The organism is Sporolactobacillus shoreicorticis, assembly GCF_024125445.1.
GTDB lineage: Bacteria > Bacillota > Bacilli > Bacillales > Sporolactobacillaceae > Sporolactobacillus > Sporolactobacillus shoreicorticis.
In genome coordinates this window covers 31,753-46,244 of record NZ_JAMXWM010000028.1, presented here as the reverse complement: position 1 = coordinate 46,244, position 14,492 = coordinate 31,753, and the positions used below count along the sequence as shown (strand labels likewise).

Here is a 14,492-nt window from a genome sequence, read left to right as displayed (position 1 = left end):
TAACGGAACCTCAATTTAATCGAAATCAGATCCTGCAAATTAGATGCCGCAAAAAAGGAGACAAGCTTGCAATGAACACATCCGCTCAAAAACGCATCAGTCATCCCATGACCATTATCTTTTTCATCTTTCTTTTTCTTCTTGTTTTCTTTTCGGAGAAAACAAATGGGATCGCGCCGAAACAAATACCGTCGCAGTTCTATAGCTTTAACACAATCTTTCTAAGTATGGTCATTGAATCACTGCCCTTTATTTTAATCGGAGTCGTGATTTCCGTTCTCATCCAGGCGTTCGTTAATGAAGATTTCATTCACCGTATATTTTCCGGCCGGCATCTGTACGCCATGATCCCGGCGGCACTGGCCGGTGTCGTTTTTCCAGTCTGCGAATGTGCGATTATTCCTGTAATACGCAGTTTAATAAAAAAAGGACTGCCGCAACACATCGGTGTTGTTATGGTCGCATCCATTCCAATTATCAATCCAATTGTTTTCTTGTCCACTTTCTACGCTTTTCAAAATAATCCCGTTATTCTTTATGCCCGTATGATCATCGGATTTCTCGCAGCGCTGTTCATTGGAGGCGCCGTTTATTTGCTGTTTCGAAAGCAATCCATTTTAAAAGGAAACACGCCCGCACGCGAAAACGGTGTCATCAGTTGGCAATCCTTTTATGAACACGCGCAGGATCGTCATCACCATCATGAAGATGAAGGGCCTAATAAACTGCATGAGCTCTTACTGCACATCAGCGGCGAATTTTTCGATACGGCTAAATTTTTTATTTTCGGAGCATTAATTGCCAGCTCGTTCCAGACCTTCTTCAATCAGCACTTACTTTCTTCAGTTGGTGCAAATCCGGCAATCGGGCCGGCATCGATGATGGGCATGGCCTATCTGTTATCAGTTTGTTCGACTTCCGACGCGTTCCTCGCCTCTTCGTTTTCCGGCATGTTCTCACCTGGTGCGATCACCGCTTTTCTTGTCTTCGGTGCGATGCTGGATATTAAAAACACCATGATGCTGCTCGGTGCCTTTAAGTTCCGATTTGTCATTGTCTTTATGCTTCTCTCAGTTGCAACCGTCTATATTTTATGCAGAATTATGGATTTTCTCGTGTGAGGTGACTGATAATGAATGAACAGCGACTTGCATTCCATCATTATTTAAGGGGCATTGCGCTTGGAGGAATGGCACTATTTCTTTTTCGGCTCGCACTCTATGGTGATCTTAAATACTATTTATCACCAAAACTTGAGGGCTACACCACGGCAGCCATTATTGTACTAGCCCTGCTCAGCCTCATTCATTTGATCCTGCCTCCTGATCAGCATCATCATGGTAAGGAATGCGGATGCGGGCATGAGCATGAGCACGCACATCCGCTTCCAAAGAAGGGCCTTCATTCATTTATTTTCTTTTGTCTTTTCTTTTTTCCTATTCTCACCGGATTCATTTTCCCAAATCATACTTTGGGGAGCGACGTGGCCGCTAATCGAGCCTTGAAGCAGGCATCTTCTGTCCGCAGCAAAACGAGTCATTCAGGAACTGCGGTCAAGCCCGCCGGTGCATTACGAAATCCGATCAGCCAAAAGCAATTTAACGCGTTAAAAAAGAAACTGCTCAGTCAGAAAATGATCACGGTCGATGATGCGCATTACACCTATATATTAAATATTCTTGAGCAGAATCCGAACGCGTTTAAAGGAAGGCAGCTGACCCTGACGGGATTTGTTTACCATGACAAGCAGCTGCCTGCTCACGAGATCGTTACAGCACGCTTCGATATTTCGTGCTGCATCGCCGACGCCTCAGTTTATGGCCTGCGTACAAAAGGAGCGGTTGCCAATCTAAAGAAGGATGAGTGGATTCGTGTCCGCGGCACGATTGATACTGTTAATCAGGCAGGCAGCAGGATACCCGTACTCACAAAGACACAGATCACTCAGGTCAAAGAACCGGATCATCCCTATGTGTATGATAATGGGGTCCTGCTGGATTAACATTTCATAATAAGCAACTCTTTTTCTTAACTTCATGGAAACTTATACTATAATAAAGATTGGATGAATAAATAAGATCGTTAATCCTTTGGAGGTATGAATGTGAAAATCGCAATGGCAAGTGACCACGCCGGCTATGAATTAAAAGGCGAAATCAAAGCTTGGCTTGAAAACGAAGGACATGAAGTAATTGATTTCGGAACAGACAGCAAGGAATCCTGCGACTTGTCCGACTATGTCTATCCCGCATCCCTCGCAGTCGCAAAAGGTGAAGCAGAGCGCGGAATCTTTGTCGACGGCGTCGGTTATGGGAGCGCGCTGATTGCAAACCGAATCTATGGTTTGAATGCCGCCGTCTGCCAGGATCCGTTCTGTGCAAAGCTCGCCCGGCAGCATACCGACAGCAATGTGCTATGCATTGGGGGCAAAATCATTGGATCAGGAATTGCATTGGAGATCGTCAACGTCTGGATGCACACCGACGTACTGAGCGGCATTGAGAAATATACGAACCGAATTAAAAAGGTTCAAGCGATTTCTGAGAAGCATTTGAAAAAACTATCGGAAATCTAAAAACTAACGAATAGATTTGTTAAAAGCAGCTTCTTCATAGAGGCTGTTTTTTTTTGTGCGGATTTTATTTTTTTGCCATATTTCCGTTAAGTAAAAATTAATGCTTCTATGCGAGGATAAGCGCATAAGATGTCGAATCAATTGACCGCACTGTTACAGTGTTACATCCTTTTTGCATTCGCGTCATCACTTGATGACAACCGCAATTTTGTCATGAAAGGAAACGAAATTCTTATGATAATCAGTCAAAGGGGAGAGAAGAAGCAAATGACGAAAATCAGAGACAGTTATTTTGATAACGCCAAGTTCTTCTTAATCTTGCTTGTCGTTTTCGGACACAGCTTAACGAATCTTAAATCCGACATACCTGAGATTTATTCACTGTACACGTTCATTTTTATTTTCCATATGCCTGCGTTTATTCTTATTTCAGGTTTTTTCTCAAAGCACTTCAACAAGCAGGGTTATGTGAAAAACTCGATTATTAAGACGGTGACTCCATACTTGATTTTTCAGATTATTTATTCCTATTTTTATTATGTGACCGGATATACAAAATCTTTTAAAATTGATTTAGTCTCGCCGCACTGGACGCTTTGGTTTCTAATCAGCATGTTATGCTGGAAACTGATGATCATTCCGTTTTCAAAGCTTGGAAAAATAGGCTTCCCAGTTGCGATCATGATGGGTATCGGTGCTGGCTTCATCGATTCATTCGGGACAGACTACAGCGCCTCCCGTACACTCGCATTCTTCCCCTTCTTCTATCTTGGCTATTTAATGAAGAAGGAGCAGTTCAGCAATCTGCTGACACGCAAAATCATGCGGATCACCTCACTATTTATCTTAATAGCCGTTTATCTCGCATGTCATTTTGTTTTTCCAAAGGATCTTCAGAACTGGGTTCTGCATGATTCATCTTATCAGGCATTTGGACTGTCAAATGTCGAAGGCAGTCTCACACGCCTTGCTGTGTACACCGTATCCTTTATTACCATTTTCGCCTTCATGGCACTGATTCCTAAGAAAAAGTTTTCCTTTACAGCACTCGGGAAAAATACACTGTACATTTATCTGCTCCATGGATTTTTTATCAAAACAATGGTCCTGTTCCCCATTTACGACAGCATTCAAAACGTGTATCAATATGCCTTCTTGTTCGCCGCGTCACTGGCACTCTGCTATTTACTTGCCAGTCGTCCCGTCAGGCTGTGTACCAAACCGATTGTTGAGATTAAAATGCCCCATTTACAGCAATAACTGCGTCGTTTAAAATTTCCTATTTTGAGCTGGCCTCCTGAAGTTGGACAAATAAAATCCAATTCAGGGGGCTGTTTCTTATTCCAATCATTTGAACAACTCAGCAAAGAAAAAATGCTATACTTGAATCACAAAAATCCTACTCGGGAAAATTCTTGATGCCGAACGAAATTCCATCGCTCAGGAACAAACAGCATAACTTTTTTATAAAAGCTCACGGTACAGGAGGAAGTCAGATGCTTTCTTTTAGTCTCGGATCAATTATTTTTCAATTGATTACTATGCTTATTCTCGTTTTTTGTGTGCTTTTCGGCATTTTCTTCTTAATCAAAATGCTGTTCAATTGAGCAACTGTACATCGTGATCAAGACATAATCGCTAAATTAGATGAAATCAGCAGGAAACTGAATCAGCGAAAATAAGCACAAAAAAGACGGTTGAGCACTCATTTTATTTGAATGCCCAATCGTCTTTTTTAATGAAATAATCGAGTGATTCCGCTGCTGGTCAGGCCTTCGGAACCGGGGTTACTCTGTTCTTAATTTCTTTCAGAATGTCCGCCTTGAACGCATCATAGGCGACCGTCTTAGAGTTCTGTTCACCATATTTACGAACATTAACAGCGTTCTGATCAATTTCCTGATCACCAATGACAAGCATATAGGGAATCTTATGCGTCTGCGCATCACGGATCTTGTAACCGAGCTTCTCGCCGCGCAGATCCGCATGAGCCCGGATGCCGATCTTCTTCATGTCGGTCACCAGCTTCTTCACATAATCAATGTGCACATCGGCGACCGGAATGAGCTGCACTTGCCTCGGCGCCAGCCAAGTTGGGAACGCACCGGCAAAATGTTCGATCAGGATGGCGAAGAAGCGGTCGAGTGATCCGTAAATAGCGCGATGAATAACGACCGGGCGTACCTTTTCATTGTTCTCATCAATGTACGTCAAATCGAATTTCTCCGGCATCTGATAATCAAGCTGAATTGTCGCGCATTGATGTTCGCGTCCGATGGCATCTTTAATATGGAAGTCAATTTTCGGACCGTAAAATGCGCCGTCGCCCGCGTTGATCGTATAGGGCTGATTGATCGCTTCAAGCACACGCTTCAGACCTGCCTCCGCCTGCTGCCACATTTCCAGACTGCCCATATGATCTTCAGGCATGGTTGAAAGTTCCACTGTATAGTTGAATCCGAAGGTTTCATAAATCTTGCCGATCAGTTGGAAAATATTCTTGATTTCACTTTCGATTTGATCCGGACGAACAAAGATATGCGCGTCGTCCTGACAGAACGTGCGGACACGCAGCATACCATTCAGTGCCCCACTCAGTTCGTGACGGTGAACCTGGCCGAACTCGGCAATACGAATCGGCAGATCACGGTAGGAATGCAAGGTATCCTTATAGATCAGCATGTGACCCGGACAATTCATTGGCTTGAGCGCATAGTTCACATCGTCCACTTTTGTGAAATACATATTTTCATGATAGTGATCCCAGTGACCTGAGTTTTCCCACAGCCGCTGATTCATCATCAACGGCGTGCGAACCTCATCATAGTCGACCTGACGCTGCAATTCACGTGAGAAGTTCTCCAGCTCTGTACGGATGATCTGACCATTTGTCAAGTAAAAAGGCATGCCCGGTGCCTCTTCGGAGAACATGAACAATTCCAGTTGCCTGCCCAGCTTGCGGTGATCGCGTTTCGCTGCCTCTTCGAGAAAATGAAGATGCGCATCCAATTCTTTTTGTTTCAGGAACGCGACTCCGTAAATACGCTGCAGCATTTCATTATCGCTGTTTCCGCGCCAGTACGCACCGGATACATTCATCAGTTTGAATGCCTTGATTTTGCCTGTTGACGGAAGATGCGGTCCTCGGCAAAGATCGACATATTCGCCTTGCGAATAAATGGTGATTGTCGCGTCTCCCGGAAGATCGCGAATTAATTCAAGCTTCAAATGATCATTTAATTTTGTAAAAAGGTCGATCGCCTCTGCGCGACTGACTTCCTTACGCACAATCGGCAGATTTTCACTTACAATTTTTTTCATTTCTTTTTCAATCTTAGGAAAGTCTTCCTTGGATAATGAATGCTCCAAATCAACGTCATAATAAAAACCATTTTTGATCACCGGACCGATACCTAATTTTACATCCGGATAGATCCGCCTTAATGCTTGCGCTAAAAGATGCGCGCAGCTGTGGCGCATGATTTCCAAACCATCTTCAGAATCCAAGGTAATGATTTCAAGTGTCGCATCTTCTTCAATCGGGCGAGTCAAATCATACAAATTGCTATTGACCTTGCCTGCAACCGCCTTTTTCTTGAGGCTTGAACTGATCGATTCCGCGACCTGTTCAGCCGTAACGCCTTTTGGAAATTTCCGAACCGATTGGTCGGGAAACGTTAGTTTTACAGATGACATAACTTTCACTCCTTTGAAAAATAAAAACACCCGCCTCCAATAAGAGACGAGTGTCTAAGCTCGTGGTTCCACCCTTGTTCCATGACCGCCAAGCGATCATGGCACTTGATCAGATAACGGCTGCGCCGTCAGCGACTACTATCGGTTCATCGCTAAAGCTCGGAGGCGGTAAGTCCATTGTAATTCATTAGGAAGTCGCACCATCCTTCCCTCTCTAAGAATGATCACAACAGCTCGTGTCCTCTTCAACGCTTTTATATTTTTGATAATTGTCAATGTCCTTATTGTATGCGTTTCGTCTTCGAAGTGCAAGTACACCTAAGAATAAACTTTTTTTGCCAGAAAAATCCGCAATTTTTTGAAACAATAAAAAGCTAAAATTTAATTAATTTTTATTTTTAGCAGCATTGATTTAATTAGTATCAGGTGTTAGTATTTACTCACACTTTACTTAAGTGAATTATTTTTACAGTTTTGGGAGGCACCAATCATGTCGTTTTTACTTTGCTTTCTGGCAGTCATGCTCTTCATGCTCATTGGGGAATGGGTGTCTGCTGCATCAAAGGCTTATATTCCATCTGTTTTCGTCACAGCCGTTCTTTTTATCGTCGGCTATTGGACATTTATTCCTAAAGATGTCGTCACTCAGGCATCTTACAATACAGAATTCGTTCAGATCTGTATCGCGCTTTTATTAGTCCACCTAGGCACACTCATGAATCTGAGACAGCTCATCCAGCAATGGAAAGCCGTGGCCATCGCCCTCCTCGGCGTCTGCGGGACTATCTTGCTTACATTGACCATCGGCTCATTCATTTTCGACTGGCACACGGTTATTTCTGCTGTCCCGCCACTTACCGGCGGACTCGTTGCTGCATTACTGATGACTGACGGACTCAGAACTGCCGGAATTACTGCACTTGTCGCACTTCCTGTTTCCATGTTCATTATGCACAGTCTCATTGGTTATCCAATTACGTCAATGATGCTAAAAAAAGAAAGCCAGCGTTTAATTAATAAGTTCCGTACAGAGTCAATCAAGTTAGATCCGAACCGTCCAAAGATGATGATGAATCGTGCAGACAGTGCAGCGGTAAAACGCATCTTCGGACTTCCAGACGATTATCAGACCTCGTCCTTTATTCTGGTTCGTGTCGCTATTGTAGCTGCTCTTAGTCTTTTCGCTGCTCAGCTGATGCATGGAGTCATTAATTCGTTTGTCATTTGCCTTATCTTTGGTGTCATTGCCCACCAGCTAGGCTTTCTTGAAGGTAATGCTCTTAATCAAGCCGGTGTATTTAATTGGCTGATTTACGGATTATTAGCCTATGTATTCTCGCAACTGAATCTGACAACACCGTCAACATTAGCACATATCATTATTCAAATTGTTGTTTTAATTATTCTTGGTATACTAGGAATGTATCTGGCATCTCTTATTCTTGCAAAACCGTTTGGAATGAGTCGGCCCATGGCATTCGCGTGCTCACTCACTGCGCTGTTTGGTTTCCCTGCAGACTACATATTAACCACCGAAGTTTGCAAAAACAATTCAAGCACATCGGATGAAGAAGAATATCTTCTTGAAAATATTCTTCCGAAAATGCTGGTCGGTGGATTTGCTACCGTGTCCATTGCTTCAGTAATTATTGCTTCGGTATTTTTGAAATTACTATAATATTTAAGTGAGAGGGGCCTCTATTATGGCAAAAACGCTTTATCGTCATTTTTCTCTATTTGACGGAACCACAGATCACTTCGAGCCCGATGCATTTTTTGTTGTTGATGACGAGACGGGAAAAATTGTGGAAACTGGAAGCGGTGTGGCATCAGCAGCAGACCGGACCGTTGACTTGGGAAACAAATTCGTCATGCCCGGTCTGATTAACGCTCATACACATATCACTTCCGATGTCTCCGGCAGACTTGAACCGCTCGGATCACCGAAGCTTACACCGATTATTGCGACTAAGATTGCTTTGGATAACTTAAAAGATCTTCTGAAGCATGGGGTCACCTATATCCGTGATGTCGGCGCAGACTTTGACGTCGATATTGAACTTTCCAAGCTGGAAAAAGGCGGACACATTCTGTCACCAGGTATCTGCGCATCAGGACGTCCGCTTGCGATGACCGGCGGACACTTTTGTACCATCAGCTATGAAGTGGACAGCCCCGACGAAGCACGCAAGGCGGCACGTAAAGCGCTGAAAAACGGTGCCGACAACATCAAGTTGATGGCGACCGGCGGCGTTTCGTTCGGCGGCGAATCTCCTGATGATGTTCAGCTGACTGAAGAGGAAATGCGTGTGGCCGTGCTGGAAGCACATCACAAAGGCAGAACTGCTAACGCACATGCTCAAGGGACCGAGGGTATTAAAAATGCCATACGCGCCGGTGTTGATTCGGTCGAACACGCTTTTTATCTCGATGACGAAGCGATCCAAATGTTTTTAGAGAAAGGCACATTCATTGTTCCAACGTTAATCGCTGTTTACGGAATCTCGGATCGTGGCGAGGGACAAGTACCCGACTTCATGCTGGACATCGCCCGCGACGTGAAAAAGGCACATATTGAAAGTATCAGCAGGGCCGCCAAAGCAGGTATCAAACTGGCGATGGGTACGGATGCTGGTACACCAAATAATGATTTCAAAAATGATTCCGCGTTCGAATTGCAGCTCATGGTTGAAGCAGGCTGCACACCGCTGCAAACGCTGGAAGCGGCAACTGTCAACGGTGCCCGGTTGCTGAAGATTGATCATGAATACGGCAGCTTAGAGACGGAAAAATTTGCAGACTTCATCGTTGTTGATGAAAATCCGCTTCACGATATCAAAACTGTTCAGAGAGAAAAACGGGTCTTTAAAAAAGGAAAAGAAATAATCTAATACTTGATGCCGGAGCATCGAGCGGGGAGCCGCTCAATGCTCCGTTTTTTTTTTTTCGTAATCCTTATTCAGCAGCCAGCACCTTTGTAACAAACAAATCGACGATCTCAGGATCAAATTGCGTTCCCGCATTCTTTTTCAAAATTTCTATCGCTTTGTACTGCGCTATTTTTTGCCGATACGGCTGATCGGTAACCATAGAGTCATATGCCTCAACAATGCTGATAATTCTTGACGGCAATGGAATCTCTTCACTTTTCAATCCAAGCGGATAGCCTTTGCCATCAATCCGTTCATGATGGCAAAGGATAAACTGGGAAATGTTCATAAATTCATTGGATAATTTTAAAATATGATACCCTTTTTCCGGATGGAGCTTAATGCGTGCCCATTCCGAATCAGTCAGCTGTTCTTTTTTGAATAAGCTCTCTTCAATCGTGATCTTTCCAATGTCATGGAGAAGACCTGCCATTTTCAGCTCATTCAAATCGTTCGCGTCCATGCCCAATTTCCGACCAATTTCCGTGCAAAGTCTGCTCACCCTCCGCGCGTGGCGCCCTTCTGAGGGAAGCTTAGCATACAACGTATTCGTAATCATATTAATGGTTCTGCTGCGCATGCTGTTGCCCTCAAACAGTTTATGCTGATACATGTTATTCTCAGCTTCGGTAAAGATATAGGTCATCGTTTCTTTCTCCGATTTGCGAACTGCCCAGCCGAATGAAACAGAGAGAACGGTATGATGAACACTGCTTGCTGCTTGCAGATGATGGTGAATTCGCTCAATTCGCTGCTCCGCTTGTCCCTCATTAATTTGCGGCCAAAGCATCACAAACTCATCACCGCCGACACGTGCAATAATGTCCTCGTCTTCCTTGTCCTTAATCAAAATTTTAGAGATATGGATTAAAAGGTCGTCACCGGCACGATGCCCAAACGCGTCATTGGTCAATTTAAGCCCATTAACATCAGCCAGTACCAAAGTTAAAGGATAACTCTTCGACCGATCCAAACGCTTTAATGCCTCATCATAGAATCGTCTGTTATAGAGTCCGGTCAATTGATCATGGTGGCTTAAATAAGCCACATTTGCTTCCGCTATTTTTCGTTCTTCAATATTACGTGACACGCCAATGATCTCGAATTCATGGCGATCGTTCAAGCGTAATCGAATGGACAGTTCCACCCAAATCAGGTGCTTATCACGACACTGCTGCTGTACTTCCATAATAAAAGTGTTTGAAGCATCTTTTTGAATGTGCATTAATCTTAACTTTTCAGCAACCGTGTTTTTTAATCGACGCCATGATTCCGGATCAAAAGTCTGCTGCGGATTTATCATCAAAGCTTTCTGCTGCGAATAGCCAAGCAAATTCTTCACCGATGGACTTATGTAATTAAGAGCAGTTTTCGTGTAGTTGTATACCCAGATTACATCGGATGCGTATTCAGCAATCAACCGATATTTCTGTTCACTCTTCTTCTGTTCCTGTTCCGCCTTTATCTGATCTGTAACATCATTAACGAAGTATTGGACGGCCGGTTTTCCGTCCCAGTTAATACGTGTCCCCCTTGCTTGCGCCCAAATAATAGCACCATCTTTTTTGACAATCCGGCATTTCATTTTTTGATTTGCCTTAATTGTTTCAAGTCTTTTTTGGTAGGCTTGGATGCAGCGAATTCGATCCGCAGGCAAAATAAACCGGGAAAAATCCGTATTCATAAGTTCTTCTAATGAATAGCCGGAAGTGCGTACCGTCATAGAATTGGCAATTTGGACTCTGTTATTTTGAATGACGAATATAGCTTCGGTAGAATTTTCAAAAATGACCTTGTATTTTTCCTCACTTAATTTAAGCGCTTCTTCCATTTGCCTTTGATCAGTGATGTCATTCAGAAAATTTAAGCTGGCAGGTTTCCCTCTCCAATCGATGCGTACCGACTTCATAGCAATCCACCGCAGCCTGCCATCAGCCGTATAAATGCGAAAACGCGAGAACGAACCGCTTCGTTCACCAAGCATCTGCTTATTATGGTTGATCATTATCGTTTCCCGATCCTGTGGTGCAATAAAGTCTGCAAAGGGTCTGGAAACCAGATAGGATTGACTGTATTTAGTCATTTCAGGAACATAGTGATTGCACATTTTCACATAACCATTCTGAACAACGACAATGGCTTCTGCCACATTGTCGAAGAGCAGATGGTCATTTTCCTCACTGTTAGCGGCGGACAGTGCCAAATTTTTCTCTCCACTAATGTTCTGATGCGTGGATAAAATGCAGGGTTGGTTATGATACGTGAGCAGCATTGAATCACATTTCGACCAGAATACGGTGCCGTCATTCTTTTTCAGTAAAACTTCGTCCCCCTGTGAAGCTTTTTGCAGTGAAATGCGCGGAAGAAACGAAAAAATATCTTTTTCATTCGCAAAAAAGTGTTTCGCTTGTTTGGTGCAAATGAAACGGTTGTCCACATCAAACAATGATTTAGATTTATCATTTACATAGAGAATTGTTCCATCTAATGCGATAATCGTGATTGCAAGGGGAAAGCGGTCAAGCGCTCTGCTAAAGGCCTGATCATCCCTATTTTTTATCAACAAACGCTTTTGCAGTTCTAGAAACAATTCCTGTTCTGAAAACATGTCAACGACATTTGTCCAGAATCTGTTTTTTTCAAGTGAATATACGTATATTTTATAGCGATGTCGCGTATGTGCAGAATTAAATGTGAACTGATTCACCCCTCCAAAAAGAGCAACCTCAGCTAATTGCTGAATAAGTTGATGCAGCTGATTATTGTTCGTTTGAGGTACCAATTCGGTAAGCCGTTTTCCAACAATGGATCCATGGTTCAAACCAAGCATTTCATCTAAATTCTGATTTGTTTGTAAGAAAATAAAGTCGCACGGAGAACCGTCCGCATTAAGCACTATTTCTTGATATGCGACGCCTACCTGCAGCTTGTCGTTGATTGTCGACATGTGTTCAACCCCATAACCCTTACTTCTCTTTCTATATACTTGATTTATTTAGAATTCCATTGCTTTGGTGGATGGCTCTATGAAGGTTAATTCTCAGATGAAGTGGTTATTTTGGCCTAATTCTATTGTCGTTATTTATTATATCGGAAAGGTGTCATCAATTGTTAAATCTACGTGATTAGTGGCGCGGTCCAAGCAGCATGACCGATACACCGAGAATGCAAATAAATGCCCCGATCCAGTCATAGAAATCTGGAGCACGACGATCGACACCCCAGCCCCACAGCAGCGACAAAACAATGAACACACCGCCGTAAGCAGCGTACACCCGCCCGAAAGAAGGAAATGTTTGAAGTGTCGCGATGGCTCCATAAATGGCCAGAATCACTCCGCCAATCATACCTAAATAAATGGATTTGCCTTCTCTTAACCACTGCCAGATTAAATAGCCGCCGCCAATTTCAGCCAGGCCAGCGCAAAGGAATAAAAAGATAACACGTATCATTATTTCTGCTCCTAAATTTTTTTAATATGACTTTTTCGAAAAAAATAATAATTATATTATAGAGTAACTGATTCATCCGTCCTGTGATCTTCATCGGGATCATAATAAATTCATTTTGCTTTTATTCAATAATACTGCATAATAGTAAAGGAAAGTCACAAATCGAATAAAAATACTTAACAATAAGATTGACTTACAGTTGATTAATTGAATGGGGTGCGCACCATGAGTAACTACTGGAATTCATTTACTCGGAAACTCGATCCTTATGTACCGGGTGAACAGCCTAAGGATCGAAAGTATGTCAAACTAAACACAAATGAAAATCCATATCCGCCGTCAGCAAACGTGTTGGCGGCGATCAAAGATGCTGCGAACGATCAATTGCGTCTCTATCCAGATCCAAATTGCGATGAATTAAGAGGCAAAATTGCCGATCATTTTCAGCTTGATGCCGAACAGGTATTTATCGGGAATGGCTCGGATGAAGTGCTCGCATTCAGCTTCATGACCTTTTTCTCCCCTGAAAATCCGGTGGCATTCGCCGATATTACCTATAGCTTCTACAAAGTGTACGCGAACCTGTGCTCTTTAAGCCCGAAGATTATCCCGCTCAACAATGATTTCACGTTGCCTGCTGATGCATTCTGCGAGCCGAACGGCGGTGTTGTGATTCCCAACCCAAACGCGCCCACCGGACGTGGGCTGCCGATTGAATCGATCAAGTATATTTTGAACGCAAACAAAGATCAAGTCGTCATCATTGATGAAGCCTATATTGATTTTGGCGGTAGTACGGCTGTCCCGCTCATCAAAGATTACCCGAATCTGCTCGTTGTCCGAACACTTTCTAAGTATTCCTCGCTCGCCGGTATCCGCGTCGGATTTGCATTGGGACAAAAAGATCTGATCAACGGACTTAATACCGTAAAAAACTCGTTTAATTCTTACACAATCGATCGGCTGGCAGGGGCAGGGGCCATTGCTGCGATTGACGATGATGCCTATTATCGCGACATGGCTCAAAAAATTATTGCGACACGTGAGCGAACAATCATGCAACTGAACGCAATCGGCTTCAGTGTCATCCCGTCACAATCCAACTTTATCTTTGCCAGTCATAAAACAGCGGCCGCGGAAGTCATCTTCCACGCGCTGCGCGAACACGGTGTGCTGGTACGTTACTTCAATCAACCGCGCATCGACAACTATTTGCGAATTACCATCGGCACCGATGAAGAGATGGACAAGCTCATGGAAGCATTAAAGGATATTTTAAAGTAAAAGAAACAAAAACACGGACAGGAATGCAAAGTTCCTTGTCCGTGTTTTTATTTGAACAGCCGCCTATTGGCGATTCATGCCGGTATCAATACCCGCCACCTGCTCTGTCTTATTCGTCCCGGCGTAGATGGGGTGCAAAGCAATCAGCATGAGAACAACTGCAATCATGCGTTTTAAATTCATAGGAACTTGAGTACCATTGAACCAGCCAAAATGATCAATAAACAAACTCATCAGCAGCTGCCCAATCACCGTTGCTATATTTGTCGCCGTGACGCCAATTTTAGGAACAGCTGCAATCGTTAAGAATAAATACCCCACACCAAACCATACACCCGAGAGCTGCCACTTCGGAACGTTCACGATTTCAAGCAAGTGACCGCTTCCGAAAAACAAAACAACAATGAACATGATTAACATGCCGGTGAAAAAGGTTAAAAATGCACTTTCAAATGTACCCGCATGCCTACTGAACGCACCATTTATTGATGACTGAGTACTTAACAGTACCCCGCCAAAAATTGAAAGAAATAAAATAAAAAAAATCACCAGAAA

Annotated in this window: 11 protein-coding genes and 1 other annotated feature; of the genes, 7 read left to right on the top strand and 4 right to left on the bottom strand. The window is 43.3% G+C overall.

What is annotated here, in order from left to right; all coding sequences use genetic code 11:
* Positions 1-71: 71 nt before the first annotated feature.
* The 4 genes from NIE88_RS17895 (at position 72) to NIE88_RS17880 (ending at position 3,835) form a co-directional block, all read left to right on the top strand.
* Entirely contained in the window at positions 72-1,121 is a 1,050-nt protein-coding gene (locus NIE88_RS17895) for a permease (RefSeq protein WP_253064231.1), read from the top strand.
* Positions 1,122-1,132: 11 nt separating this feature from the next.
* On the top strand, positions 1,133-2,002 hold the full coding sequence (locus tag NIE88_RS17890; RefSeq protein WP_253064229.1) for a TIGR03943 family putative permease subunit: 870 nt from the start codon (positions 1,133-1,135) through the stop codon (positions 2,000-2,002).
* Positions 2,003-2,104: 102 nt separating this feature from the next.
* Positions 2,105-2,575 carry an RpiB/LacA/LacB family sugar-phosphate isomerase gene (locus NIE88_RS17885; RefSeq protein ID WP_253064227.1) on the top strand — a complete coding sequence of 157 codons (471 nt, stop codon included), beginning with the start codon at positions 2,105-2,107 and terminating at the stop codon, positions 2,573-2,575.
* Positions 2,576-2,842: 267 nt separating this feature from the next.
* Entirely contained in the window at positions 2,843-3,835 is a 993-nt protein-coding gene (locus tag NIE88_RS17880) for an acyltransferase family protein (protein ID WP_253064226.1), read from the top strand.
* A 507-nt stretch (positions 3,836-4,342) separates the two neighbouring features.
* On the opposite strand, the gene thrS is transcribed toward NIE88_RS17880, so the two are convergent.
* Entirely contained in the window at positions 4,343-6,271 is a 1,929-nt protein-coding gene (gene thrS, locus NIE88_RS17875) for a threonine--tRNA ligase (protein ID WP_253064225.1), read from the bottom strand.
* A 39-nt stretch (positions 6,272-6,310) separates the two neighbouring features.
* Positions 6,311-6,529: a binding site (T-box leader), on the bottom strand.
* A 232-nt stretch (positions 6,530-6,761) separates the two neighbouring features.
* Between thrS and NIE88_RS17870 the strand changes: the two genes are divergently transcribed.
* Both NIE88_RS17870 and NIE88_RS17865 read left to right on the top strand, forming a co-directional pair.
* Positions 6,762-7,949, top strand: a complete 1,188-nt coding sequence (locus NIE88_RS17870) for a hypothetical protein (RefSeq protein WP_253064224.1) — start codon at positions 6,762-6,764, stop codon at positions 7,947-7,949.
* A gap of 25 nt (positions 7,950-7,974) precedes the next feature.
* Positions 7,975-9,162 carry a metal-dependent hydrolase family protein gene (locus tag NIE88_RS17865; RefSeq protein ID WP_253064223.1) on the top strand — a complete coding sequence of 396 codons (1,188 nt, stop codon included), beginning with the start codon at positions 7,975-7,977 and terminating at the stop codon, positions 9,160-9,162.
* A gap of 64 nt (positions 9,163-9,226) precedes the next feature.
* Here the strand turns inward: NIE88_RS17865 and NIE88_RS17860 are convergent, their stop codons facing one another.
* A complete protein-coding gene (locus NIE88_RS17860) occupies positions 9,227-12,148 on the bottom strand; it encodes a PAS domain S-box protein (RefSeq protein WP_253064222.1) in 2,922 nt (973 codons plus the stop codon).
* A 178-nt stretch (positions 12,149-12,326) separates the two neighbouring features.
* Positions 12,327-12,653 carry a YnfA family protein gene (locus NIE88_RS17855; RefSeq protein ID WP_253064221.1) on the bottom strand — a complete coding sequence of 109 codons (327 nt, stop codon included), beginning with the start codon at positions 12,651-12,653 and terminating at the stop codon, positions 12,327-12,329.
* 225 nt (positions 12,654-12,878) lie between these two features.
* Here NIE88_RS17855 and hisC point away from each other — a divergent pair, with 225 nt between their 5' ends.
* A complete protein-coding gene (hisC, locus tag NIE88_RS17850; RefSeq protein ID WP_253064220.1) occupies positions 12,879-13,937 on the top strand; it encodes a histidinol-phosphate transaminase in 1,059 nt (352 codons plus the stop codon).
* 63 nt (positions 13,938-14,000) lie between these two features.
* Here the strand turns inward: hisC and NIE88_RS17845 are convergent, their stop codons facing one another.
* Entirely contained in the window at positions 14,001-14,486 is a 486-nt protein-coding gene (locus tag NIE88_RS17845) for a DMT family transporter (protein WP_253064219.1), read from the bottom strand.
* Between the last annotated feature and the right edge of the window lie 6 nt (positions 14,487-14,492).